We start from the raw sequence: 25701 nt of genomic DNA on the forward strand, positions 1-25701 counted from the left end.
GCAGGATAGCGAGGCGAACGCCGGGGAGCGCGCGGATGTGACCTCGCGCACGACCGGGCCCCCGGCGCACGCTCCGCCGGACGGGCCTGCCCATAATGGGCAGCGGTTTGTGCGTCTGTTCACAAGGCGCCGTTCCCACCCTGTCGTCCCCGCCCGCAGTGAGGTACCCGTCATGAAGAACAGCGCCGTCCACCGCCTGCGTCTCGTCTCCGGCCCGGAGGGACTGTCCTTCCTCCTGCTGCTGGTCGGCATGGTGTTCAAGTACAACACCAGCTTCAACCCGGTCCCGGTGCTCGGCATGATCCACGGGATGCTCTTCCTGGCCTACGTCGCGTTCTGGGGCCTGGCCTGGCAGAAGCAGGGCTGGGACCTCAAGCGGGCGGTGCTGCTGCTGATCCTCTCGGTGCTCCCGACCGGCGGGTTCTTCGCCGAGCGGATGCTCGCCAAGGAGGAGCGCGGCGGCGCGGTCCTCGCCGAGCCGGCCCGCGCCACCGCCTGAGTCGCAGCCTGGGCCGGTTCCACCATGCGGTCCGCCCAAGTTCCCTGGGCGGACCCGCCGGTACGGTGAGGGCGTGGCCAAACCTCTCGCTCTCGACTTCGACCCGATCGCCCGCGCCGACGAACTCTGGGCCCGCCGCTGGGGCGCCGTGCCCTCGATGGCGGCGATCACCTCGGTGATGCGCGCGCACCAGATCCTGCTGGGCCGGGTCGACGCGGTGGTCAAGCCGTACGGGCTGACCTTCGCGCGCTACGAGGCACTGGTGCTGCTGACCTTCAGCCGGACCGGCGAGCTGTCGCTGTCGAAGATCGGCGAGCGGCTGATGGTGCATCCCACCAGCGTCACCAACACGGTCGACCGGCTGGAGAAGGCCGGCCTGGTCTCCCGGCGGCCCAACCCGGACGACGGCCGGGGCGTGCTGGCCGCGATCACCCCGCTCGGCCGCAGCACGGTCGAGCAGGCCACCCGGGAGCTGATGGCCGCCGAGTTCGGCCTGGAATCGTACGACGCTGAGCAGTGCCGACAGGTGTTCGAGCTGCTCAGGCCGCTGCGGGTGGCGGCCGGTGACTTCACCGAACCCCCGGAGCAGTGATCGTCGGTAGGGCGGTTACCCTCGGATGAGCTCCAACCCCCCTGTCGAGCACGAAGGCTGCCCACTATGAAGTCCACCCCCCTGCTGGCCTGGTACCGGGCGCTGGCCATCGCGACCGGCTGTGCGCTGCTGATCTTCTGCGGCTTCATGATCGCGAAGTACGGCTTCGGCGCGGCCAAGGACGCCACGATGTACGTGGCGATGCTGCACGGCTACCTCTACATCGGCTACTTCGTGGTGACCTTCCTGCTCGGCCAGAAGCTCAAGTGGCCGATGGGCCGGCTGCTCTTCACGCTGGCCGCCGGCTGCATCCCGTTCGCCTCGTTCATCGCCGAGCGCCGGGTGGTCCGCGAGGCCACCGCGTCGGCAGCCTCCGCGGCGCCGCAGCCCGTCAGAGCCTGAGCACTCTCCGACGCAGGCCCCCACCGACAGGTGGGGGCCTTTTTGCGGTCTGCCATCATCGACAAGTAGTAGGACGTCCGAGTAAATTTCAAGGAGTCCTTCCAACGAGCGGGAGTGGGTCGCAGTGGACGCCGAAGAGATCGAGCGGGGCCGGCAGCGCTGGCAGCAGCGGTACGACAAGGCCCGCAAGCGCGACGCCGACTTCACCACCCTCTCCGGTGACGAGGTCGAGCCGGTCTACGGGCCGCCGGCCGGCGTCCCGTACGAGGGCTTCGAGCGGATCGGCTGGCCGGGCGAGTACCCGTTCACCCGCGGCCTGCACCCGACCGGCTACCGCGGCCGGACGTGGACGATCCGGCAGTTCGCCGGCTTCGGCAACGCCCAGCAGACCAACGAGCGCTACAAGATGATCCTGGAGGCCGGCGGCGGCGGCCTCTCGGTCGCCTTCGACATGCCGACCCTGATGGGGTACGACTCCGACGACCCCAAGTCGCTCGGCGAGGTCGGGCACTGCGGCGTGGCCATCGACTCGGCCGCCGACATGGAGGTGCTGTTCGACAGCATCCCGCTCGGCGACGTCACCACCTCGATGACGATCAGCGGGCCGGCCGTCCCGGTCTTCTGCATGTACCTGGTGGCGGCCGAGCGCCAGGGGATCGACCCGGCGGTGCTCAACGGGACCCTGCAGACCGACATCTTCAAGGAGTACATCGCCCAGAAGGAGTGGCTCTTCGCGCCCGAGCCGCACCTGCGCCTGATCGGCGACCTGATGGAGTACTGCGCGACCGGCATCCCGGCCTACAAGCCGCTCTCGGTCTCCGGCTACCACATCCGCGAGGCCGGCACGACGGCCGCGCAGGAGCTGGCGTACACCCTCGCCGACGGCTTCGGCTACGTCGAGCTCGGCCTCTCCCGCGGCATGGACGTGGACGTCTTCGCGCCCGGCCTGTCGTTCTTCTTCGACGCCCACCTGGACTTCTTCGAGGAGATCGCCAAGTTCCGCGCCGCGCGCCGGATCTGGGCCCGCTGGATGCGCGACACCTACGGCGCCAAGACCGACAAGGCGCAGTGGCTGCGCTTCCACACCCAGACCGCCGGCGTCTCGCTGACCGCCCAGCAGCCGTACAACAACGTGGTCCGCACCGCCGTGGAGGCGCTGTCGGCGATCCTCGGCGGCACCAACTCGCTGCACACCAACGCCCTGGACGAGACGCTGGCGCTGCCCTCCGAGCTGGCCGCCGAGATCGCGCTGCGCACCCAGCAGGTGCTGATGGAGGAGACCGGGGTGGCCAACGTGGCCGACCCGCTGGGCGGTTCCTGGTACGTCGAGGCGCTCACCGACCGGATCGAGGCGCAGGCCGAGGAGATCTTCGCCAAGATCCTGGCCAAGGGCGCCAAGGCGGCCAACGACTCCAAGGGCCACGCGATCGGCCCGATGACCGCGGGCATCCTGCGCGGCATCGAGGAGGGCTGGTTCATGAGCGAGACCGCCGAGGCGGCCTTCGCCTACCAGACGGCGCTGGAGAAGGGCGAGAAGCGGGTGGTCGGCGTCAACTGCCACCCCAAGTCGGTCACCCCGCCGCTGGAGATCCTGCGGGTCAGCCACGAGGTGGAGCGCGAGCAGGTCCGGGTGCTGGCCGCACGCAGGGCCGGCCGCGACGAGGCCGCTGTCCGGGCCGGCCTGGACGGCATGCTGGCCGCCGCCCGCGACGGCCGGAACATGATCCCGCCGATGCTGGAGGCCGTCCGGGCCGAGGCGACCCTGGGCGAGATCTGCAACACCCTGCGCGCCGAGTGGGGTATCTACCGCGAGCCCGCCGGGTTCTGAGTCGACGCGCACGGGCCCCGGAAGTCGACCGGATCGACTTCCGGGGCCCTGGGGGTTCAGGCGCGAAAGCCCGGTAGCGGGTTGAGCAGCAGGGTGGTGAAGCGGGAGATCCAGTCGGGCGTGACCGGCTCACCGCTGACCAGCATCCGGTGCTCCACGGTGCCCGCGATGGTGTCGAAGATGATGTCGATCTCCTCGGCCGCCGACGCCTCGTCGCAGTCCGGGTCGAGCTCCCCGCGGGCCTGGGCGTTGGCCCGCCCCTGGCGCACCAGGCGCTTCTGCGGGTCGACGATGGTCTGCCGGATCCGCTTGCGCAGCTGCGCGTCGCGGGTGCCCTCGGCGAACAGCGCGAGCAGAGCGGCCTGCGTCTCCGGCCGGGAGAGCAGCGCGGCGAACTGCGCCACCACGTCCTCGATGTCCGCCCGCAGACTGCCCAGATCGGTCACCTCCAGCTCCTCCAGCTGGGTGGCCACGGCGTCCATGACCAGCTCGTTCTTGGATGGCCAGCGGCGGTAGAGGGTGGTCTTGGCGACGCCGGCCCGCAGCGCGACCTGGCCGATGCTGAGCCCGCCCCAGCCGACTTCGGCCAGGGCTTCGCGGGTGGCGTCGAGGATCGCGCGGTCGGCGGCTGCGCTGCGCGGTCGGCCCTTCGCGCGGTGCGGTGCGGGTGGAGGGGTGGCCACCAGGGCTCCTTGCGATCTGTACTGATGAGTAGCTTGGGTGGGGGAGGCCACCGTATCCGCAGTTCGGCGACGGCGGAAGGCACGGCGGAAAGTGGGGGACGTCACGTCGTCCCGGGGGTGGGCGGGCTTGCGGCGGGGGGGCGGTGTCCAGATACGCTACGACTCGTAGCGAAAGAGCGGCAACCACGTGCCGGCCCTGTGGGAGGGGCGACGGCGCGGGGCGCGGGTGGGGATCCGCGTCGCAGCGAGAACGGCTACAGGGGAGACGGGCTCCAGCCGGAGCGGCGTCCGGCGCGCGCGCACCAGCCCGCGGCGGACTTTCCCGGCGGATGGTGCCCGGCATTCGCGCGGACGGGGGAGGATAGTGCCATGCAGCCACGGAACACGCATCTGAACAGCGCCGCCCTGCGCGGCGCGGTCGACCTCGCCGCGGTGAAGGCGGCCGGCGAGGCCGCGCAGAAGGCCGAGCAGGCCCGCGCCGAACGCGCCCGGCAGGCGGCCGCCGCCGAGGCGTCCGGCGTCGAGGTCCCCGGCCCGGCCTACCCGCTCGTCATCGACGTCGACGAGGCCACCTTCGAGGACGAGGTGGTCCAGCGGTCCGCCGAGGTCCCGGTCGTCGTCGACTTCTGGGCCGAGTGGTGCGGCCCGTGCAAGCAGCTCAGCCCGATCCTGGAGCGTCTGGCCGAGGAGTACGCCGGCCGGATCGTGCTCGCCAAGATCGACGTGGACCGCAACCAGCTGATCGCCGAGCAGTTCGGCATCCAGGGCATCCCGGCCGTGATGGCCGTGGTGGCCGGCCAGTTGGTCCCGCTCTTCCAGGGCGCGGAGAACGAGGCGAACGTCCGCAAGATCCTCGACCAGCTGATCGCGGTGGCCGAGCAGCGCTTCGGCATCGTCGGCGCCTCGGGGGCGGCCCCCGCTGAGGGCGACGGCGAGTCGGCGCGTCCGCAGGCCATGTCCCCCGAGGACCTGGCGCTCTCCGCCGCGCACGACGCGCTGGACCAGGGTGACCTGGGCGGCGCGATCCAGGCGTACCAGAACGTGCTGGCCGACCAGCCCGGCAACGTCGAGGCCCAGCTCGGTCTGGCCCAGGCGCAGTTGCTGCGCCGGGTGGAGACGCTGGACCCGCAGGCCGTCCGGGCCGCCGCCGCGGCCGACCCGGCCTCGGTGCCGGCCCAGCTGGACGCCGCGGACCTGGACCTGGTGGGCGGTCATGTCGAGGACGCCTTCGGGCGCCTGGTGCAGACCGTCGGACGCACCTTCGGCGCGGACCGGGACACCGTGCGGCTGCGCCTGCTGGAGCTCTTCGAGGTGATCGGTCCGGACGACCCGCGGGTGACCGCGGCCCGCAGCGCACTGGCCCGCGTGCTCTTCTGACGGGCCTCCGGTGGCACGGCAGGTGACCTGCGGTGTCGTCGGTGATTTGACGACAATCTGATGAATCGGCGTAGGTTTATCAAATCTTGACAACACCGCCGGGTGGTCACCTCAGGTGACCGCCCGGCGGTGTTTCCGCCGTGTTTCCACGAGATTTCCCCGGTGCTGACTCCGCATATGATCACTCTGCGTTGATGTCATGGCCAGCTCAGATGCAAACCACTTGGCTGTTGGATTACCCGTCAGTAATGCACCTCTTGTGCTTCGGCCGGGATTCCAGCACGATCGGCCACGCCTGGTCCCTCACTTCACCCTCCGGCAGCCTGTCGGACACGTGCGGTGCGGGATCCCCACCGGGTAGTCGTCGGAGCAGTCCGGCGGCTGGGAGGACAGGGGGGTATCCGCACCCACGGCGGATCCTGTGCTTCCTCCGGTCGCGCACTCCGCGCGGTCGTTTGGTTGTCGCTCGGGGGTGATCGCCGGTCGTTCGGCTCTGCCCGCGATGGCGCTCTCCGTTACCGAGGACGTAGTTCGTCTCCCATCCCAGGACGGGACCAGCGCTCCCCGCGCCGGACCTGCCCGGAGATGTACGTCCGAGAAGGAGGACACGCATGTCCCAGACTTTTGGCAAGACCCGCTGGAAGCGCTTCGCCCTGGTGATGCTGCCCAGCATCGCCGCGACCGCCGCGATCGGCATCAGCCTCGCAGACAGCGCGCTGGCCGCGTCGTTCAGCGTTTCCGGCCAGAGCTTCAAGGTCACCACCTCTGACCTCAAGGGCACGAACTTCGCCCAGTTCGGCTCGGTCGACGTGGAGACCAACGGCACCCCGCACGTGGTCGCCGTCTCCGCCTTCGACAAGGCCACCATCCAGAACCTCTGCCAGTCCGTGGTCACCGACCTCGGCCCGCTCGGCAAGTGGACCCTGGTGCTGAACGCGGGTCAGGACGCCGCCAAGCCGGTTCAGGCCAGCAACCTGCTGATCGACCTGAACCAGCTGAAGGCCGACGCCACGTTCACCAACATCAACATCGGCCAGGACGCCTCCACCCTCAGTGGCTCCGCCACCGCGGGCTGGAAGGACAAGATGGGCCACGGCCTGCCCACCGGTGCCCAGGGCTTCGCCCAGGCCGCCGACGCGGCCGAGCTCAGCAACGTCCAGCAGACGGCCTACGCCACCTCGGCGGGCACCTTCGTGCTCAACGGCCTGAACCTGAACATCAAGCAGGGCTCCGGCGCGGGCGTCGAGTGCTACTGAGCCGTCACTGACGATCCGTCAGGCCGCACGCCGGCCCAGGGGATCCGTGGGGACGGCCCGAGGCCGGCGAGAGCCGGTCCGGGCGGTCGGGGGGCGGCGCGTACGAGCCGCCCCCTGCCGCACATCCAGACTTCTTCACCTCGGACAGACCATCGAGGAGTTCCATCGTGACCAGCGCAACCGCCCAGGCTTGGCCCGAGCCCGCAGACGGCTTCTCCAGACTGCGGCTGCGGTTCCGGGCCTGGCGCCGCACCCGGCCCTTCTGGGGTGGCCTCCTGGCCGTAATCGGTGGCCTCCCGATCCTCTACTTCCCGTACGCGCACCTGACGCTCGGCGGCCTGACCGTCGCGATGTCGACGACCGCGGGCGCCGGCTCGATGATCATCGGCCTGCTGATGATGGTGCTCGGGATCAGCGCGTGGTTCCAGCCGCTGGTCCGGGTGTTCTGCGGCGTGGGTGTCACCATCCTCGCGCTGATCTCCATCCCGGTCTCCAACCTGGGCGGCTTCGGGATGGGCCTGATCCTGGGCCTCCTCGCCGGTGGGCTGCTCTGCTCCTGGGCCCCGCTGAAGGAGCAGCCGGCCGTCGCCGCCGCCGCCGTCGCCGCCGCCGCTGACGAGGCGGCCGCCGCTTCGGTCGCGGCCGAGGAGGAGCCGCTCGGCTACCAGGTGGTGCCGTACCAGGCCGAGGCGCCCGAGTCCGAGGCCGCGCCCGTTCAGACCACCGAGGCCGGCCCGACCTCGCAGCCGGGGGAGCTCCGGTGAGCGGCGGGGACGAGCAGCCGACCGCAGGCGCCCAGCGGCGTGCCGGCGGCCCTCGCCACGCGGCCCCGCGCGTCAGCGGACGCAACCGCGCGCGGCTGCTGGCTCTCGCTGCCGTGCCGACCGCTCTGCTGATGAGCAGCAGCGTCGTCCCGAACCTCGCGGCGGCCGCCACCACCAGCGGCAAGACCTGTGCGAGCGCTCCGGACAGCGCGCCGGTGACGGTGACCCCGGTCCCCAAGAGCCAGCTCACGCCCGTCCCCGACCCGACCCGGGCCTCGACCAGCACGACGGCGGGCGGCACGGCGGTCAGCGCGGCCTTCGTCACCCCCGTCGCCCCCGTCGCCGCCGCGAAGGTCGCCCCGACCGCGAGCACGGCGCAGAAGACCGCCGCCGCGACCCAGGTGGTCCAGGCCGCAGCCGTCGCGCCGGAACAGAGCCAGGACCTCCTCGGCGGCATCATCAACGGCATCACCGGGATCTTCGACCCCAACCACCAGAACAGCACCAACAGCACCAGCACCCCGAACACCACCAACGCGCCCACCGCGACCCCGAAGGCGACGCCCACCCCGCCGCCGGCCACCCACTCGCCGACCTCGACGCCCACCGCGGCGCCGACGACCGCGGCACCGACCACGCAGCCGACCTCCGCTGCGCCGTCCCAAGCGCCCGTCGCGCCCGCCGCTCCCTCGTCCGCCCCGGCCGCCGCCCCCTCGTCCGCGCCCACCACCGCGCCCGCCGCGGGCAGCGCGCACAGTGCTCCGGCCACGCCGGGCGCCACGCCGCTGCCGACCGGCACCGCCGCGCCCTCGGCCGCCGCCCACGAGCTGGCGGCCGGCAACGCCGCCCCGAACTGCGCCGTGGACAGCAGCCGGGTGGCCGCCGCCTCCGCGCAGTCCGGCCAGGTGGTCCCCGACCAGAACTGGACGCTCGGCACGAGCCGGCTCTCGCTCTACGGCGCGGTCTTCGGAGGTGTCTACGAGGTGAAGACGCCGACCACCACCAAGCGGGTGCTGAAGTTCACCGTCAGCTCGGTGGACATCGAGAACCTCGACATGTCGACAATCGAGAACACCGCGATCAACGGCCACGCCCAGACCTTCCACGTCCAGGGCGCCCCCGGCAGCACCTCGACCATGCGGCAGGGGCCGATCGTGATGTACGTGGAGAGCCTGAGCGGCGACCTCGCCTCGCTCTACGGCATCCCGCTGCCGGACCTCGGGGCGATCACCATCACCCCCGACACGCTGCCCACCTGGCTCTTCAACCTGATCGGCGCGGTCCCGATCCCGATCGACATGGCGCTGACCAAGGTGACGGCGATCCAGGCCGGCCAGTTCGGCGGCACGCTGCACATCCCCGGCATGCACCTCTACAACGACGACACCCCGTACGGCCATTGATCCGTCCGTACGCGAAAAGGGCCCCCGCCACGACGTGGCGGGGGCCCTTCGCGTGGGTCAGCGACCGGCGCGCTGCCCCAGGTGGTGCACCTGGACCATGTTGGTGTTGCCGGGCACGCCGGGGGGCGAGCCGGCGGTGACGATGACGGTGTCGCCCTCGTTCAGCTGCTTGAGGGCCAGCAGCTCCTGGTCGACCTGGAGCACCATCGCGTCGGTCGAGCCCACCTGCTCGGTCACGTACGCCTCGACGCCCCAGCTCAGCGCGAGCTGGTTGCGGGTGGCGACGTCCGGCGTGAACGCGATCACCGGGATCGGCGAGCGGTAGCGGGAGAGCCGGCGGGCGGTGTCACCGGACTTGGTGAAGGCCACCAGCGCCTCGGCGTTCAGGAAGTCGCCCAGCTCGCAGGCGGCGCGGGCGATCGAGCCGCCCTGGGTGCGCGGCTTGCGGCCCGGGTTGAGCGGCTGCAGGCCCTGGCTGACCATCTCCTCCTCGGCCGTCTCGCAGATCCGGCTCATGGTCTTGACCGTCTCGACCGGGAACTTGCCGACGCTGGACTCGGCGGAGAGCATCACCGCGTCCGCGCCGTCCAGGATGGCGTTGGCGACGTCCGAGGCCTCGGCGCGGGTCGGCCGCGAGGCGTGGATCATCGACTCCATCATCTGGGTGGCGACGATGACCGGCTTGGCGTTGCGGCGGGCCAGCGTGATCAGCTGCTTCTGGACCAGCGGCACCCGCTCCAGCGGGTACTCGACGGCGAGGTCGCCACGGGCCACCATGATGGCGTCGAAGGCGAGGACGATCTCCTCCATCGCCTCGACGGCCTGCGGCTTCTCGATCTTGGCGATGACCGGGACGCGGATGCCGACCTCGTCCATCACCTTGTGCACGTCGTCGATGTCGCCGGCGTTGCGGACGAAGGAGAGCGCGACCATGTCGACGCCCAGGCGAAGCGCGAAGCGCAGGTCGTCCTTGTCCTTCTCGGAGAGCGCGGGCACGTTGACCGCGGCACCCGGCAGGTTGATGCCCTTGTTGTTCGAGAGCACGCCGCCCTCGACGACCACGGTCTTCACCCGCGGGCCGTCGACGCTGACGACCTCCAGGGCGATGACGCCGTCGTTGATCAGAACCGGGTCGCCGGGCTTCACGTCGCCGGGCAGGCCCTTGTAGGTGGTGCCGCAGATGTGCTGGTCACCGGGGACGTCCTCGGTGGTGATGGTGAACGTGTCGCCGTTGTCAACGGTCACCGGTCCGTTGGCGAAGGTCGCCAGACGGATCTTGGGGCCCTGCAGGTCGGCCAGCACACCGATGGTGCGGCCGGTGTCCTCGGACACCTGGCGGACCTTGCGGTACCGCTCCTCGTGCTCCGCGTGGGAGCCGTGGCTCATGTTGAGGCGGGCGACGTTCATGCCCGCTTCGACGATGGCCTTCAACTGTTCGTAGGAGTCCGTCGCAGGACCCAGGGTGCAGACAATTTTCGCTCGGCGCATATCGATGATCCTATCCGTACGAGTTATTCCCGGGGATTGGGAGAAACCTCCGATTCCGGACCCGCTAGGCCGTGCGGACCAGGGCGAAGGCCTGCTGGGCGATCTCCAACTCCTCGTCGGTGGGCACCACGGCGACCGTGACCCGGGCGTACGCGGGCGAGATCACCCGGGCCTCGCCGGAGCGGACCGAGTTCAGCTCGGTGTCCACCGCGATTCCCAGGCTGTCCAGGCCCGCGGTGGCAGCCTCCCGTACCGGAGCCGCGTTTTCGCCGACCCCCGCCGTGAAGGCGATCGCATCCACCCGGCCGAGCACCGCGTAGTAGGCGCCGATGTACTTGCGCAGCCGGTGCACGTACGCCCGGAACGCCAGCTCCGCCTCGGCGTCCCCCTCGGCCGCGCGGCGCAGCACCTCGCGCATGTCGTTGTCCCCGCACAGGCCCAGCAGCCCGCTGCGGCGGTTGAGCAGGTCGTCGATCTCGTCCACGCTCAGGCCGCCGACCCGGTGCAGGTGGAAGATCACGCCCGGGTCGACGTCGCCCGAGCGGGTGCCCATCACCAGGCCCTCCAGCGGGGTCAGGCCCATCGAGGTCTCCACGCAGACGCCGCCGGCCACCGCCGAGGCCGAGCCGCCGTTGCCCAGGTGCAGCACGATCACGTTCACCTCGGCGGGGTCCCTGCCGAGCAGCCGCGCGGTGGCCCGCGAGACGTACTGGTGGGAGGTGCCGTGGAAGCCGTAGCGGCGCACCCGGTGCTCGTCGGCGATCTTCCGGTCGATCGCGTAGCGGGCCGCGTACTCCGGGACGGTGGTGTGGAAGGCGGTGTCGAAGACCGCGACCTGCGGCAGGTCGGGGCGCAGCGCGCGGGCCACCTCGATGCCGATGATGTTGGCCGGATTGTGCAGCGGCGCCACCGGGACCAGTCGGCGGATCTCGGTCAGCACCTCGTCGGTGACCACGGTCGGCGCGGTGAACCGCTGCCCGCCGTGCACCACGCGGTGGCCGAAGGCGGCCAGCTGCGGGGAGTCCAGGCCGACGCCGTCCGCCGCCAGCTCCTCGGCCATCGCCTTGAGACCGCTGGAGTGGTCGGGGAAGGCCTGCACCGACTCGCGCCGCGGGCCGCCGCCGTGCGGGGTGTGCACCAGCCGCCCGGCGCTCTCGCCGATCCGCTCCACCAGCCCGGCCGCCAGCCGCTCGCCGTCGACCATGTCGATCAGCTGGTACTTGACGGACGAGGAACCGGCGTTGAGCACCAGCACCCGGGTCGCCTCACTCATGCGGACCCCTTCGAGGGCTGGGACTGGATGGCGGTGATCGCCACGGTGTTCACGATGTCCTGCACCAGGGCGCCCCGGGACAGGTCGTTGACCGGCTTGCGCAGGCCCTGCAGCACCGGGCCGACCGCCACCGCGCCGGCCGAGCGCTGGACGGCCTTGTAGGTGTTGTTGCCGGTGTTCAGGTCGGGGAAGATCAGCACGGTCGCCCGCCCGGCCACCGCGGAGCCCGGCAGCTTGGTCTGCGCCACCCGGGCGTCCACCGCCGCGTCGTACTGGATCGGGCCGTCCACCAGCAGGTCGGGGCGCAGCGCCCGGACCAGCTCGGTGGCCTTGCGGACCTTGTCCACGTCCGCGCCCGAACCGGAGGTGCCGGTGGAGTACGAGAGCATCGCGATCCGCGGCTCGACGCCGAACTGCGCGGCCGTCTCGGCGGACTGGATCGCGATGTCGGCCAGCTGCTGGGCGTCCGGGTCGGGGTTGACCGCGCAGTCGCCGTAGACCAGCACCCGGTCGGCCAGGCACATGAAGAAGACCGAGGAGACGATCGCCGCGCCCGGGGCGGTCTTGATCACCTCGAACGCCGGGCGGATGGTGGCCGCGGTGGAGTGCACGGCGCCGGAGACCATCCCGTCGGCGATGCCCTCCTGGACCATCAGGGTGCCGAAGTAGCTGACGTCGGTGACCACGTCCAGGGCCAGCTCGACGGTCATCCCCTTGTGCGCGCGCAGTTCGGCGTAGAGCTCGGCGAAGCGCTGGCGCAGCGGGCTGGTGGCCGGGTCGACGATCCGGACCCTGGACCGGTCGGCGGCCTCCTCGCCGGCGGCGTCCTCCTGGGGCAGCGCGATGCCCAGGCTCGCGGCCTTGCGGCGGACCGCGTCCACCTCGCCGAGCAGCGTGAGGTCGCAGATGTTGCGGCGCAGCAGGATCTCGGTGGCCCGCAGCACCCGCTCCTCGGCGCCCTCCGGCAGCACCACATGTTGCCTTCGCGCGCGAGCCCGCTCCAGCAACTCGTGCTCGAACATCATCGGGGTCACCCGCTCGGACCGGCTCAGCTCGATCCGGTTGGTCAACTCGGCGGTGTCGACGTGCAGTTCGAACAGGCCCAGCGCGATCTCGGCCTTCCGCGGGCTGGCCGCGGTGAGTCGGCCCTCCAAGTGCGTCAGGGTGGCGGCGGTGGGCCAGCTGCCCTCGGGGACGACGGCCACCGGCGTGCCGGGGGCGAGCCGGGCGGCCAGCGCCATGACGTTCGGACCGGGGTGCTGGCCGAGCGTCAGCAGAACGCCGGCGATCGGCGGGGCGCCGGCCGAGTGGGCGGCGAGCGAGCCGATCAGCAGGTCGGCCCGGTCCCCGGGGGTGACCACCAGCGCGCCCTCGGTCAGCGCGGGGAGGAAGCTCGGCAGCATCGCGCCGCCGAAGACGAAGCTCCGGACGTCCCGGGCCAGCCCGGCCGCGTCGCCGAGCAGCACCTCGGCGCCGGTCGCCTCGACCAGCTGGGCGACGGTCGGCGCGGCGAGCGCGGGCTCCTCGGGCAGCACGTACGCGGGGACCGGCAGCTTGGCGACGAGCCCGCGCAGCACCTGCTGCTTGGCGCTCGGCGCGACCCGGTTGGCGACCATGGCCAGCGTCGAGCAGCCGAGGTCGGTGTAGGCGCGGTGCGCGTTGCGCACCTCGGCGACCACGGCCTCCGGGTCCTGGTGGTGGCCGCCGACCACCGGCAGCACCCAGGCGCCGAACTCGTTGGCGAGCCGGGCGTTGAAGGCCAGCTCGTCGGGGATGTTGGTGTCCGCGAAGTCGGTTCCGAGCACCAGCACCGTCTGGCAGGAGCGCTCCACCGCGCGGAACCGGTCGACCAGGGTGCTGACCAGCTCGTCCTGTCCCTGCGCGGCCTGGAGCGCGGCCGCCTCCTCGTAGGTGAGGCCGTAGAGCTCGGTGGCCGGCAGGTCGAGCCGGTAGCGGGCCCGGAGCAGTTCGACCACATGGTCGGTGCCCGGCTCGCCCGGTGCCGCGGCGTGCACCAGCGGGCGGAAGATCCCGACCCGGTCCACCTGGCGGGTGAGCAGCTCCATCACGCCCAGCTCCACCGCCTGTCGGCCGTCGCCGCGGTCGATCCCGGTCACGTACACGCTGCGGGCCACGCGAGTCTCTCCGTTCGGAATGCCGGTCGGTCAGACCCGACCATACCTTTGGGGGACTTTCAGGCCGGGCGCAGCCAGAGGGTCGCCAGCGGAGGCAGGATCAGTTCGGCGCTGCGGGCCTGGCCGTTCCAGGCGACGGCCTCGGCCTTGACGGGGTGGGAGTTGCCGACGCCGCTGCCGCCGTAGGTCTCGGCGTCGGTGTTGAGCACCTCGGTCCAGAGCTGGTCGGCGGTGCCCAGGGTGGGCAGGCCGACCCGGTAGGCGTGCCGGACCACCGGCGAGAAGTTGCAGACCACGACCAGCGGTGAGCCGTCGGCGGCGTACCGGACGAAGGAGAGCAGGTTGTCGTCGGCCGCGCCGCCGTCCAGCCAGCGGAAGCCGTCCGGGGTGGTGTCCTGCTCCCAGAGCGCCGGGTTGGCGAGGTAGACCCGGTTGAGATCGCCGACCAGGCGCTGCGCGCCGCGGTGCTCCTCGGCGGCCGGCCAGCCCTCCTCCAGCACCCACCACTGCGGGCCGCTCTCGTGGTCCCACTCGGCTCCCTGGGCGAACTCCTGTCCCATGAAGAGCAGTTGCTTGCCCGGGTGGGACCACATGAAGCCCAGGTACGCCCGGTGGTTGGCGCGCTGCTGCCACCAGTCGCCGGGCATCTTGGAGACCAGCGCCTGCTTGCCGTGCACCACCTCGTCGTGCGAGATCGGCAGCACGTAGTTCTCCGAGTAGGCGTACACCATCGAGAAGGTGATCTCGTTGTGGTGGAACTTGCGGTGCACCGGCTCCTTGGAGATGTAGACCAGCGAGTCGTGCATCCAGCCCATGTTCCATTTCAGGCCGAAGCCCAGGCCGCCGCTGTTGGTGGGCCGGGTGACGCCGTCCCAGGCGGTGGACTCCTCGGCGATGGTGACCACGCCGGGGCAGCGCCGGTAGACGGTGGCGTTCATCTCCTGGAGGAACGAGGCGGCGTCCAGGTTCTCCCGGCCGCCGTACTGGTTGGGCGTCCAGGCGCCGCCCTCGCGCGAGTAGTCTAGGTAGAGCATCGAGGCGACGGCGTCGACCCGCAGGCCGTCGATGTGGAACTCCTCGCACCAGTACACCGCGTTGGCGACCAGGAAGTTGCGGACCTCGGTGCGGCCGTAGTCGAACTCCAGGGTGCCCCAGTCGGGGTGTTCGGCGCGCAGCGGGTCGGCCGGCTCGTAGAGCGGCTCGCCGTCGAAGCGGGCCAGCGCGAAGTCGTCCTTGGGGAAGTGCGCGGGCACCCAGTCGACGATCACCCCGATGCCGGCCCGGTGCAGCGTGTCGATCAGGTACTTGAAGTCGTCCGGGCTGCCGAGCCGGGCGGTCGGGGCGTAGAAGCCGGAGACCTGGTAGCCCCAGGAGCCGCCGAAGGGGTGCTCCATCACCGGCATGAACTCCACGTGGGTGAAGTTCAACGACCGCAGGTACTCGGGCAGTTGTTCGGCGAGCTGGCGGTAGCCCAGGCCCGGCCGCCAGGAGGCGAGGTGCAGCTCGTAGACCGACATCGGCGCCCGGTGGTGGTGCATCCGGGAGCGGCGGTCCAGCCAGTCGCCGTCCTCCCAGTGGTAGTCGGAGGTGTAGACCCGGGAGGCGGTCTCCGGCGGGCACTGGGCGGCCCGCGCCATCGGGTCGGCCTTCTGGATCAACCGGCCGTCCCGGGTGCGCAGTTCGTACTTGTACACGGCGCCGTCGAGGACCCCGGGCAGGAACAGCTCCCAGACGCCCGAGGAGCCGAGCGAGCGCATCGGGCAGCCGGTGCCGTCCCAGTGGTTGAAGTCGCCGACCAGCCGCACCCCGACCGCGTTCGGCGCCCAGACGGCGAACGCGGTTCCGGTGACGCCGTCGACGGTGCGCACGTGCGAGCCGAGCGCCTGCCAGAGCTGCTCGTGCCGGCCCTCGCGGATCAGGTGCAGGTCCAACTCGCCCAGCGTGGGCGGCATCCGGTAGCCGTCGTCCTGGGTGAGCGGCTCGCAGCCGGGGTAGCTGACCCGCAGCCGGTAGGCCGGGATCGCCGAGCCGGGCAGCATGCCGGTGAAGAGGCCGGCCTGCTGGTGCGTCAACTCCGCCGGTCCGTACGCCGTTTCGAGCGTGACCCGGTCGGCCAGCGGGCGCAGCACCCGGATCGCGGTGCCGCCGGTGACGGGGTGCGCGCCGAGCAGGGCGTGCGGGTCGTGATGCGAGCCGCTGACCAGGCGGTCGATCTCGGCGGGCGGCAGCGGGGCCTCGGCCAGCCGCAGCGGGCGTACGGCGGCCGCGACCGCCGGACCCTCGGGCTCCGGTACGGCGGGCGCGGGCAGCACGGGCGCGGGCGGCGTCGGCGTGGGTGCGCTCTGCCGGGGGCTCTGCGCGCGCGGCCGGGAACCGCCCTCTGGGAGGAAGGTGGCGGGCACGGTCGGGTTGGTGCGGTCGAGCGGAGCCACGGCGGGGTCCTCCAGGCAGGGGGCGGGTTTCCGGTGGTTGGGCAGGTCAGGGTGCGGTGGCGAGCCGGTGGATCGCGGTGAGCGGGATCGGCAGCCAGCCCGGCCGGTGCCGCGCCTCGTACACCACCTCGTACACCGCCTTGTCGATCTCCAGCGCCCGCAGCAGCTCCGGGGAGCTCGCCGGATCGGTCCCCCCGGCGGCGGTGTAGCCGGCGCAGTACGCCGTCCGGTTGCGCGCCGCCCAGCTGGCCGCGAGGTGCGCCAGCTCCGGATCCGGCTCGGCCCCGGCCAGCAGGTGCGCCGCCGCGTAGTCGAACGAGCGCAGCATCGCCGCGACGTCCCGCAGCGCGGGTTGCGGCAGCCGACGCTCGGCCACCGACTTGGCCGGCTCGCCCTCGAAGTCGAGCAGGACCCAGCCGTGCGGGGTGCGCATCGCCTGGCCGAGGTGCAGGTCGCCGTGGATCCGCTGGACCGTCAGCCCGGTCAGATGATCGGCCGTCAGCTGGCGGAAGGCGGTGTGCAGGGCGGGCCGGTAGCGGCGCAGGGCCGGGACGGCCGCCGCCGCCACGTCCAGGCGCTCGGCCATCGCGGTGGCCAGCCGGACGGTCTCCTCGCGGTCCAGCCGGGCGACCGGCAGCGCGCGGGCCAGCACCCGGTGCACCTCGGCGGTGGCCCGCCCGAGCCGGTGCGCCTCGACCGCGAAGTTGCCCGGGCTCGGATCGCCCTTGAGCCTGGCCACCTGGTCGAGTGCCAGCTCCCAGCCGTCCTCCGCGTCCGGCAGGAACCGCTGCAGCAGGCCCAGGGTGGCCGGTTCGGTGGCCTCCATCCGGCTCTCGAACCAGGCCGCCACCCGGGGGATCCGGGTGCTGCCGGCCCGCGACAGGGCGAGCGAGAGTTCGAGGTCCGGATTGGTGCCCGGGCTGATCCGGCGGAAGAGCTTGAGGATGAAGGAGGTGCCGAAGATGACCGAGGTGTTGCTCTGTTCGGCGGTGCCCGCGCGGCCCGGCAGGTCGCTGGGCAGGCCGGGGCCCGGGGTGCGGCGGAACGCCAGTGGGCCGAAGCGGTCGGCGGTGGCCAGATGGCCGAGCAGCCGTCCGGTCAGCTCCGGGTCGTGCACCGCGTCGTACAGCGCGGCGCCGTCGTACGGTCCGTGCGTGAGGCCGCCGAGCAGCGCGTCCGGACCGAGTCCGGCCGGGGCCTCGGCGCGCAGGCCGAGCAGCAGTTGGTAGATGTCCGCGTTGCTGCCGTGCTCGACGCGCAGCAGCAGGTGGACCATCGCCGGGTCGCCGGTGAGCAGCGGCGTGGCGGAGAGCGGGCGCAGCCCGGTGATCGCCTGCCCCTTCCCGGCGTACCACCGCTGTCCGGGCAGCCAGGCGGCGATCAGTGGCAGAGCGGCTTGAACCAGTTCTCCGACCGCGAGCGAGCTGCTGCTGCGCGGTCTGCTGCCGTACGTACCGGGGGCATATGCCCCGGCACCGCGGGGCGCGGCACCGTGCGGCCCGCCCGGACCGCGTGGCGCGGTACCCGCGTCGCGGTGGACGTGGGCTTGAGAACGGGAGATTTCCGACATGGCTCCCTTTCCCCGGAAACGGGCTGACGACCCGACGGGTCTGGCCGGGCCCGCCAGTCTTCCGGATTTCGGCGGTGCTGCTGCGGCGGCACGCGAGGGAGACTCGGGTGTCACGCCTGAGAGTGGGTACTCGTTGGGCTGTTCTCCGTACCTGCTGGCGCGCGGCCCGTTTGGGGGCGTGCGACGGAACTCGCGCGCCCCCACGGTGAACCAGGAGCCAGCTGGATCGTTACTGCGCTCCGGGCTTGCGCAGCTGGAACCAGTAGAAGCCGTGGCCCGCGAGAGTGAGCAGGTACGGCCACTCACCGATCGACGGGAAACGCACCCCGCCGATCAGCTCGACCGGGTAGCGGCCTCCGTACTGCCGCAGGTCGAGCTCGGTCGGCTGAGCGAACCGGGAGAAGTTGTTCACGCACATCACGAGATCCCCCTCGTGCTCGCGCACGAAGGCCAGCACGGCCGGGTTGCTCGACGGGAGTTCCGTGTAACTGCCCAGGCCGAAGGCCGGGTTGAGCTTGCGGATCTCGATCATCCGACGCGTCCAGTGCAGCAGCGAGGACGAACTGCTCTGCTGCGCTTCGACGTTGGTCACCTGGTAGCCGTACACCGGATCCATGATGGGCGGCAGACTGAGCCTGCCCGGGTCGGCGGAGGAGAAACCCGCGTTGCGGTCGGGCGTCCACTGCATGGGAGTTCGAACGCCGTCCCGGTCGCCCAGCCAGATGTTGTCGCCCATCCCGATCTCGTCCCCGTAGTAGAGGACCGGCGAGCCGGGCAGTGACAGCAGCAGGGCGGTGAAGAGCTCGATCTGGTTGCGGTCGTTCTCCAGCAGCGGCGCGAGCCGGCGGCGGATGCCCACGTTGGCCCGCATCCGTGGGTCCTTCGCGTACTCCGCGTACATGTAGTCGCGCTCCTCGTCGGTGACCATCTCCAGGGTCAGCTCGTCGTGGTTGCGCAGGAAGATGCCCCACTGGCAGCCGGACGGGATGGTCGGCGTCTTGGCGAGGATTTCCGACACCGGGTAGCGGCTCTCGCGCCGCACCGCCATGAAGATCCGCGGCATCACCGGGAAGTGGAACGCCATGTGGCACTCGTCGCCGCCGGAGCCGAAGTCGCCGAAGTAGTCGACCACGTCCTCCGGCCACTGGTTGGCCTCGGCGAGCAGCACGGTGTCCGGGTAGTCCGCGTCGATCTCCTTGCGGACCCGGGCCAGGAACTCGTGGGTCTCCGGGAGGTTCTCGCAGTTGGTGCCCTCGCGCGCGAAGAGGTACGGCACCGCGTCCAGCCGGAACCCGTCGATGCCCAGGTCCAGCCAGAACCGCAGGCCGCCGATCATCTCCTCCTGGACCCGCGGGTTGTCGTAGTTCAGGTCCGGCTGGTGGGAGAAGAACCGGTGCCAGAAGTACTGCTTGCGGACCGGGTCGTAGGTCCAGTTGGAGGTCTCGGTGTCGACGAAGATGATCCGCGCGTCCGGGTACTGCTTGTCGTCGTCGGCCCACATGTAGAAGTCGCCGTACGGGCCGTCCGGGTCGTTGCGCGAGGCCTGGAACCACGGGTGCTGGTCGCTGGTGTGGTTCATCACGAAGTCGATGATCACGCGCATGCCGCGCTTGTGGGCGGCGTCCACGAACTCCACGAAGTCGGCCAGGTCGCCGAACTCGGGCAGCACCGATTTGTAGTCGGACACGTCGTAGCCGCCGTCGCGCAGCGGGGAGGCGAAGAAGGGGGGGATCCAGAGGCAGTCGACTCCCAGCCACTGCAGGTAGTCGAGCTTCGAGGTGAGCCCCTTGAGGTCGCCGACACCGTCGCCGTTGCTGTCCTGGAAGGACCGCACCAGCACCTCGTAGAAGACCGCACGCTTGAACCACTCCGGGTCCAGGTCCTTCTTCTCGGTGTCCGCGAAGGTGTCGTGGACGGGCTCATTCACAATCACTGAGGGTTCCTCCGAACCGTGAGGAGGTGGGCCGGCGCCGTCGAGGGGTCGAGCCGGACGTAGTTGTGGCGGTGCCAGATGTAGGTCGCGCCTGTCAGTTCGTCGTGCACGGAGAGGGGGTCGTCGCCGTCGAGGGTGACGGTCGCCTCCTGCGCGGTGTTCGGGTCGAGGTTGACCACGCAGATCACGTGGTCCTCGCCGGTGCGCTTGGAATAGGCGATCACCTGGTCGTTGTCGGTCGCGTGGAAGCGCAGGTTGCGCAGTTCCTGGAGGGCCGGATGGCGGCGGCGGAGCCGGTTGAGCGTGGTCAGCAGCGGGGCGAGGGAGCCGGTGCGGCTCCAGTCGCGCGGGCGCAGCTCGTACTTCTCGGAGCGGGCGTACTCCTCCGAGCCCTCGCACGCGGGGGCGTTCTCGCACAGCTCGTAACCGGCGTAGACGCCGTAGCTGGGCGAGAGGGTGGCGGCCAGCACGGCACGCAGCGCGAAGGCGGCGGGCCCGGCGTGCTGGAGGTGGCGGGGCAGGATGTCGGGGGTGTTGGCGAAGAAGTTGGGCCGCATGTAGGCCGCGCTCTCGCCGGACAGCTCGGTCAGGTACTCCGTCAGCTCCTGCTTGCCGGTGCGCCAGGTGAAGTAGGTGTAGGACTGCTGGAAGCCGACCTTGGCCAGCGTGCGCATCATCGCCGGGCGGGTGAACGCCTCGGCCAGGAAGATCACGTCCGGATCGGTGCGGTTGACGTCGGCGATCACCTTCTCCCAGAAGACCACCGGCTTGGTGTGCGGGTTGTCGACCCGGAAGATCCGCACGCCGTGGTCCATCCAGTACCGCAGCAGCCGCAGGGTCTCCTTGACGATCCCGTCGAAGTCCTGGTCGAAGTTGATCGGATAGATGTCCTGGTACTTCTTCGGCGGGTTCTCGGCGTAGGCGATGCTGCCGTCGGCGCGGTGGCTGAACCATTCGGGGTGCTTGTTGACCCAGGGGTGGTCGGGGGAGGCCTGGAGGGCGAAGTCCAGGGCGATCTCCAGGCGCAGCTCGGCGGCGCGGGCGACGAAGGCGTCGAAGTCCTCGATGGTGCCGAGGTCCGGGTGGATCGCGTCGTGGCCGCCCTCGGGCGAGCCGATCGCCCACGGGGAGCCGACGTCCTGCGGACCCGCCGTCAGGGTGTTCTCCGGGCCCTTGCGGTAGGCCAGCCCGATCGGGTGAATCGGCGGCAGGTAGACCACGTCGAAGCCCATCGCGGCCACCGCCGGGAGGCGTTCGGCTGCGGTTCGGAAGGTACCGGAGCGTGGGGGATCCAGGGTCGCGCCCTCCGAACGGGGGAAGAACTCGTACCAGGAGCCGAACAGCGCCCGCTGCCGCTCTACCTGCAGGGCCAGTGGGCGGGAGGCGCTGACCAGTTCGCGCAGCGGGTGGCGCGCGAGCACGTCGGTGACCTCGGGTGCCAGCGCGACCGCCAGCCGGGAGAGCGGGGGCAGCGCCGGGTCGCGCAGCGCGTCCACGGCGGCCAGTACGTGCGCCCGGCCGTCCTTCTTGGGCACGCCGGCCGCCGCGCGCTCCAGCAGCAGGGCGCCCTCCTCCAGGACGAGCGAGGTGTCCAGGCCGGTCGGCAGCTTGACGCAGGCGGTGTGCCGCCAGGTGGCCACCGGGTCGCTCCAGGCCTCGACGGTGTACGTCCAGCGGCCTGTGGCGGTGGGGGTGACGTCCGCGCCCCAGCGGTCGCTGCCCGCGGACAGCTCGTGCATGGGGGTCCACTGGCCGCCGCGTCCCTTGGGGTCGCGCAGCACCACGTTGGCGTTGACCGCGTCGTGGCCCTCGCGGAAGACGGTCGCGCTGACCTGGAACGTCTCGCCGACCACCGCACGGGCGGGGCGGCGGCCGGCGTCCACCACCGGGGCGACGTCCAGGACGGGGATGCGGCCGATCATCGTGTCGCTCTCTTTCGTCCGGCGCGGGGCGGCGGTCCTGCGCGGGGCGGCGGTTTTTGTCGTGCTGGTCGCGCGCGTAGCGGCAGCGCGCGTGCGGGCGGGAGTGGGAGTGGACGGTTTCGTCGATTTCTTCGGCGCGGATTCGGCCGTCCGGGGGGCGCGAAGCGCAGACGCCCCCGTTATGGCCGAATCTGACAGGTAGGCGCCGGACGGCTCCAACCCCTCGGTTACCAGTGCGGACTGATCCCGTGTGTCGCCGTGCATGCCAAACTCCTGCCCGAGATCGGCGGCAGCTCCCACGACGGTTCCAGGGCCGGGGAGTACCGGGAGGACTGCTGGGTGGGGGACTGACAAGCGATCGGAGCCTGCCCGTACCACCGTGTCCGGGGGACCGGTCGACTCCGGGCGCCCACGATGGTCCGGAACGTGCGAGACGGCGCACGTCCCGGCGCGCGGCCTCGCGGCCCGCCCGGAGGGCGATCCGACCCACCCCGGGAACGATCCGGGCAGGTTTGAGGACACGCATTGGCACACGCGGGAGGACGCCGCGTCGGCCGAGTGGGCTAATGGGGGGTCAGGGGGAGGTGTTGCGCACAGAGCACCGGCCGCGCCGCACGAGTTTCGCCACCCATGCCGCACCCGCTTCGACAGCGGCCTGTGCACATCCTCGCACTGTTCGTAGCTCTTACCACTCGGTCGGGGCTCAGTTCCGGGAGGAGCGGGGGAGCAGACAGGCCATCATCGGCCGTGAAAGCACGGGGGTGGCGCGCGCCGGTGGTGCGCGGGCGGGAGTGCGCGCGCCTTATGCGCCCCCCGTGCATCCACATGCGCCGGTTGCGATCTTTCCCATCGCCCGAATGGCGCTCAGATACGAGAGTTGACGCCCCATCATCGCTGTGGGGCGGTCTACGCTTCGGGCCGTGAAGGCCATCCGCAGATTCACCGTCCGCACCGTCCTGCCCGAACAACTCCAACCGCTGCACGAGCTCGCGCTCAACCTGCGCTGGTCCTGGCACCCCGAGACCCGGGAGCTGTTCCGCTCGGTCGATCCCGGTGTGTGGGAGGCCGTCGGCGAGGACCCGGTCCGGTTGCTGGGCGAAGTCCCGGCGGCCCGCCTCGCGGCGCTCGCCGCCGACCGGCGGTTCCTGCGCAGGCTCGGCGACCTCGCCGACGACCTGCACGACTACCTGAGCGCCCCGCGCTGGTACCAGAGCGCGCAGCCCCTGGGCGAGGGAGTCGGCCCGCTGCCGAGCGCCATCGCCTACTTCTCGCCCGAGTACGGCATCACCGCGGCCCTGCCGCAGTACTCCGGCGGCCTGGGCATCCTGGCCGGCGACCACCTGAAGGCCGCCAGCGACCTCGGCGTCCCGATCATCGGCGTCGGGCTCTTCTACCGGCACGGCTACTTCCGCCAGTCGCTCAACCGGGACGGCTGGCAGCAGGAGCGCTACCCGCTGCTCGACCCCGACGAACTCGCCGTCAGCCTGCTGCGCGAGCCGGACGGCACGCCGTGCCGGGTCGACCTCGCGCTGCCCGCAGGCCGCACGCTGGCCGCCCAGATCTGGAAGGCCCAGGTCGGGCGGGTCCCGCTGCTGCTGCTCGACTCCGACGTCGAGGCCAACGCCGCCGCCGAACGCGACGTCACCGACCGCCTCTACGGCGGCGGCAGCGAGCACCGGCTGCTGCAGGAGATGCTGCTGGGCATCGGCGGGGTGCGCGCGGTGCGCACGTTCTGCCGGCTCACCGGCCACCCGGCCCCCGAGGTGTTCCACAGCAACGAGGGCCACGCCGGGTTCCTCGGCATCGAGCGGATCCGCGAGCTGGTCGCTCCCGGTTCCGACACCCCGGACTTCGCCGCCGCGCTGGAGGCCGTCCGGGCGGGCACCCTCTTCACCACCCACACCCCCGTCCCCGCCGGCATCGACCGCTTCGACCGCGAGCTGGTGTCCCGGCACTTCACCGGCGACGCGGCGCTGCCCGGCGTCCCGGTCGACCAGGTGCTCGCGCTGGGCGTGGAGACCTGGCCGGGCGGCGACCCCAAGCTCTTCAACATGGCCGCGATGGGCCTGCGGCTCGCCCAGCGCGCCAACGGCGTGAGCACGCTGCACGGCGAGGTCAGCCGTTCCATGTTCAGCGCGCTGTGGCCGGGCTTCGACGCCGCCGAGGTGCCGATCACCTCGATCACCAACGGCGTGCACGCCCCGACCTGGATCGACCCGGCCGTGGTCCGGCTCGCCGCCGCCCAGGTCGGCGCCGAGCGGGCCGACAACGCCATGATCACCGGCACCGACCAGCGCTGGACCGGTGTCGAGACAATCGGCGACGCCGAGATCTGGGAGGTCCGGCGGGCGCTGCGCGCCCAGCTGGTCGACGAGGCCCGCCGCCGGGTCCGCGCCTCCTGGCGCCAGCGCGGCGCCGGCGACGCCGAACTCGGCTGGACCGAGTCGGTGCTCGACCCCGACGTGCTGACCATCGGCTTCGCCCGCCGGGTGCCCTCCTACAAGCGGCTCACCCTGATGCTGCGCGACCAGGACCGGCTGCGCTCGCTGCTGCTGCACCCGACCCGGCCGGTGCAGATCGTGGTGGCCGGCAAGGCCCACCCGGCGGACGACGGCGGCAAGCGGCTGATCCAGCAGCTGGTGGCCTTCGCGGACGACCCGGCGGTGCGCCACCGGATCGTCTTCCTGCCGGACTACGACATGGCGATGGCCAAGCACCTCTACCCCGGCTGCGACGTCTGGCTCAACAACCCGCTGCGCCCGCTGGAGGCGTGCGGCACCTCCGGGATGAAGGCCGCGCTCAACGGCTGCCTCAACCTCTCGGTGCTGGACGGCTGGTGGGACGAGTGGTACGACGGCCGCAACGGCTGGGCGATCCCCACCGCGGACGGCGCGGGCTTCGACGAGGACCACCGGGACGACGTCGAGGCCGCCGCGCTCTACGACCTGATCGAGCACCAGGTGGCGGCCCGCTACTACGACCGCGGCCCGGACGACCTGCCGCACGGCTGGATCTCGATGGTCCGGCACACCCTGGTCACCCTCGGCCCCAAGGTGCTGGCGGGCCGGATGGTGCGCGAGTACGTGCAGAAGCTCTACGCCCCGGCGGCGCTCGCCCAGCGCGAACTGGCCGACGACGGCGCGCAGGTGCTGGCCCGTTGGAAGGCCAAGGTCCGCGAGGCCTGGCCGGCCGTCCGGGTCGAGCACGTTGACGCGGCCTGCCCCGCCGAGACCCAGGAACTCGGCAGCGCGCTGGCGCTGCGGGTCCAGGTGGCCCTGGGCACCCTGGAGGCGGTGGACGTGGACGTCCAGGTGGTCTCCGGCGCGGTGGACGAGACCGACCGGATCGGCGCGGCCGAGGTGCAGACCCTCAAGCCGGTCGGCGGACCGGACCTGGACGGCCGCCAGCGCTACGAGGGCACCCTGGAACTGAGCCGCACCGGCCCGTTCGGCTACACCGTCCGCATCCTGCCGACCCACCCCCTGCTGGCCTCGGCAGCCGAACTCGGCCTGGTCGCCCTCCCCCAGGAGACCCCCGGAATGGACGCGGGCCTACTGCGCTGAGGCTGTCACCCTGCTGCCCGGGAAGTCGGTTCGGCCGACTTCCCGGGCAGAGCGCTGCCTGGGGCTGATGATTCTCGGTGGACAGTTGTTCACCCTGGGTAGTTATAATCCGCCAATCATCAGGATCAATGGCTCGTGGGGGGCTCGATGACTGACCTGGACTTCGAACGCAGGATGAACCCGTGGCTCTTCGACGGCTCCGGAAATCTCACCGCGCAGGCGAGGACGCAGTTCCCCGACCTCGCCTCGGACCCCGCGCCGATCGCCTTCGCGGCGTCCGGCGGCGTCCTGTCGGTGCAGCCCGCGGTGCTGGTGCAGGCGAGTCAGAAGGCGCTCGACCTCCAGGGCAGGGTGCGCACCGAGTGCGATCAGCCCGAGCTGAACGCCACGGCGGCGGTCACCGCACTGACCGGTTGGGACACCAGCGCCGCACTGAACACCGCGTGGAGCGTGTGGTCGCAGCAGGTCCAGAACCTCGCCGGCGCCGTCGGCCAGATAGGCCAGAACCTGCAGGGGAACGCCACCAACTACACCAACGGCGAGCAGCGCAACCAGCGTCGCTTCGCGGGGGAGTGAGGAGT

The 25701-nt window shown here is 71.5% G+C and carries 18 protein-coding genes; 10 read left to right on the top strand and 8 right to left on the bottom strand.

Features of this window, described 5'->3' with window-relative positions; translation table 11 throughout:
• Nucleotides 1-172 precede the first annotated feature (172 nt).
• The 4 genes from P3T37_RS12410 to P3T37_RS12425 all read left to right on the top strand — a co-directional run bounded on the left by P3T37_RS12410 (nt 173) and on the right by P3T37_RS12425 (nt 3321).
• Entirely contained in the window at nt 173-499 is a 327-nt protein-coding gene (locus P3T37_RS12410) for a DUF3817 domain-containing protein (protein WP_280723597.1), read from the top strand.
• Nucleotides 500-572: 73 nt separating this feature from the next.
• On the top strand, nt 573-1091 hold the full coding sequence (locus tag P3T37_RS12415; RefSeq protein WP_280723598.1) for a MarR family transcriptional regulator: 519 nt from the start codon (nt 573-575) through the stop codon (nt 1089-1091).
• Between the two features lie 66 nt (nt 1092-1157).
• The gene (locus P3T37_RS12420; protein WP_280723599.1) at nt 1158-1493 is read left to right on the top strand and encodes a DUF3817 domain-containing protein; all 336 of its coding nucleotides are present in this window, start codon (nt 1158-1160) and stop codon (nt 1491-1493) included.
• A gap of 124 nt (nt 1494-1617) precedes the next feature.
• Nucleotides 1618-3321: a methylmalonyl-CoA mutase family protein gene (locus tag P3T37_RS12425; RefSeq protein WP_280723600.1), complete on the top strand. Its 1704-nt coding sequence runs from the start codon at nt 1618-1620 to the stop codon at nt 3319-3321.
• Between the two features lie 56 nt (nt 3322-3377).
• Here P3T37_RS12425 and P3T37_RS12430 read toward each other — a convergent pair whose 3' ends face one another.
• The gene (locus P3T37_RS12430; protein WP_280723673.1) at nt 3378-4007 is read right to left on the bottom strand and encodes a TetR/AcrR family transcriptional regulator; all 630 of its coding nucleotides are present in this window, start codon (nt 4005-4007) and stop codon (nt 3378-3380) included.
• A 366-nt stretch (nt 4008-4373) separates the two neighbouring features.
• Between P3T37_RS12430 and P3T37_RS12435 the strand changes: the two genes are divergently transcribed.
• From P3T37_RS12435 to P3T37_RS12450, 4 genes are all read left to right on the top strand, one after another.
• Entirely contained in the window at nt 4374-5381 is a 1008-nt protein-coding gene (locus P3T37_RS12435) for a tetratricopeptide repeat protein (RefSeq protein ID WP_280723601.1), read from the top strand.
• 611 nt (nt 5382-5992) lie between these two features.
• Complete coding sequence (locus P3T37_RS12440) at nt 5993-6637, top strand: DUF6230 family protein (RefSeq protein WP_280723602.1); 645 nt, start codon at nt 5993-5995, stop codon at nt 6635-6637.
• A gap of 167 nt (nt 6638-6804) precedes the next feature.
• Nucleotides 6805-7401 carry a DUF6114 domain-containing protein gene (locus P3T37_RS12445; RefSeq protein WP_280723603.1) on the top strand — a complete coding sequence of 199 codons (597 nt, stop codon included), beginning with the start codon at nt 6805-6807 and terminating at the stop codon, nt 7399-7401.
• Nucleotides 7398-8804, top strand: a complete 1407-nt coding sequence (locus P3T37_RS12450) for a hypothetical protein (protein WP_280723604.1) — start codon at nt 7398-7400, stop codon at nt 8802-8804. Before P3T37_RS12445 ends, P3T37_RS12450 begins: the two co-directional genes overlap by 4 nt.
• 57 nt (nt 8805-8861) lie before the next feature.
• Here P3T37_RS12450 and pyk read toward each other — a convergent pair whose 3' ends face one another.
• The 7 genes from pyk to P3T37_RS12485 form a co-directional block, all read right to left on the bottom strand.
• Entirely contained in the window at nt 8862-10292 is a 1431-nt protein-coding gene (gene pyk, locus P3T37_RS12455) for a pyruvate kinase (RefSeq protein ID WP_280723605.1), read from the bottom strand.
• 64 nt (nt 10293-10356) lie between these two features.
• Entirely contained in the window at nt 10357-11565 is a 1209-nt protein-coding gene (locus P3T37_RS12460; protein ID WP_280723606.1) for an acetate kinase, read from the bottom strand.
• On the bottom strand, nt 11562-13700 hold the full coding sequence (gene pta, locus P3T37_RS12465) for a phosphate acetyltransferase (protein WP_280723607.1): 2139 nt from the start codon (nt 13698-13700) through the stop codon (nt 11562-11564). The genes P3T37_RS12460 and pta overlap by 4 nt, the downstream gene beginning before the upstream one ends.
• Before the next feature lie 59 nt (nt 13701-13759).
• Nucleotides 13760-16132: a 1,4-alpha-glucan branching enzyme gene (glgB, locus tag P3T37_RS12470; protein ID WP_348533236.1), complete on the bottom strand. Its 2373-nt coding sequence runs from the start codon at nt 16130-16132 to the stop codon at nt 13760-13762.
• Nucleotides 16133-16178: 46 nt separating this feature from the next.
• Entirely contained in the window at nt 16179-17702 is a 1524-nt protein-coding gene (locus P3T37_RS12475; RefSeq protein WP_280723608.1) for a maltokinase, read from the bottom strand.
• 229 nt (nt 17703-17931) lie between these two features.
• Nucleotides 17932-19635, bottom strand: a complete 1704-nt coding sequence (treS, locus tag P3T37_RS12480; protein WP_280723609.1) for a maltose alpha-D-glucosyltransferase — start codon at nt 19633-19635, stop codon at nt 17932-17934.
• Nucleotides 19632-21557, bottom strand: coding sequence for an alpha-1,4-glucan--maltose-1-phosphate maltosyltransferase (locus tag P3T37_RS12485; RefSeq protein ID WP_280723610.1), 1926 nt, complete (start codon nt 21555-21557; stop codon nt 19632-19634). Before P3T37_RS12485 ends, treS begins: the two co-directional genes overlap by 4 nt.
• A 920-nt stretch (nt 21558-22477) precedes the next feature.
• Between P3T37_RS12485 and glgP the strand changes: the two genes are divergently transcribed.
• A complete protein-coding gene (glgP, locus tag P3T37_RS12490) occupies nt 22478-25120 on the top strand; it encodes an alpha-glucan family phosphorylase (protein WP_280723611.1) in 2643 nt (880 codons plus the stop codon).
• A gap of 147 nt (nt 25121-25267) precedes the next feature.
• On the top strand, nt 25268-25696 hold the full coding sequence (locus tag P3T37_RS12495) for a type VII secretion target (protein WP_280723612.1): 429 nt from the start codon (nt 25268-25270) through the stop codon (nt 25694-25696).
• Nucleotides 25697-25701: the final 5 nt, after the last annotated feature.

This window comes from Kitasatospora sp. MAA4, assembly GCF_029893355.1.
Lineage (GTDB): Bacteria > Actinomycetota > Actinomycetes > Streptomycetales > Streptomycetaceae > Kitasatospora.

Excerpts from the sequence above, each read along its gene's own strand:
- P3T37_RS12495 (WP_280723612.1), top strand. The coding sequence starts at position 25,268 with ATGACTGACCTGGACTTCGAACGCAGGATGAACCCGTGGCTCTTCGAC.
- pyk (WP_280723605.1), bottom strand. The coding sequence starts at position 10,292 with ATGCGCCGAGCGAAAATTGTCTGCACCCTGGGTCCTGCGACGGACTCC.
- P3T37_RS12440 (WP_280723602.1), top strand. The coding sequence starts at position 5,993 with ATGTCCCAGACTTTTGGCAAGACCCGCTGGAAGCGCTTCGCCCTGGTG.
- P3T37_RS12485 (WP_280723610.1), bottom strand. The coding sequence starts at position 21,557 with ATGATCGGCCGCATCCCCGTCCTGGACGTCGCCCCGGTGGTGGACGCC.
- P3T37_RS12420 (WP_280723599.1), top strand. The coding sequence starts at position 1,158 with ATGAAGTCCACCCCCCTGCTGGCCTGGTACCGGGCGCTGGCCATCGCG.
- P3T37_RS12435 (WP_280723601.1), top strand. The coding sequence starts at position 4,374 with ATGCAGCCACGGAACACGCATCTGAACAGCGCCGCCCTGCGCGGCGCG.
- P3T37_RS12475 (WP_280723608.1), bottom strand. The coding sequence starts at position 17,702 with ATGTCGGAAATCTCCCGTTCTCAAGCCCACGTCCACCGCGACGCGGGT.
- P3T37_RS12460 (WP_280723606.1), bottom strand. The coding sequence starts at position 11,565 with ATGAGTGAGGCGACCCGGGTGCTGGTGCTCAACGCCGGTTCCTCGTCC.
- P3T37_RS12410 (WP_280723597.1), top strand. The coding sequence starts at position 173 with ATGAAGAACAGCGCCGTCCACCGCCTGCGTCTCGTCTCCGGCCCGGAG.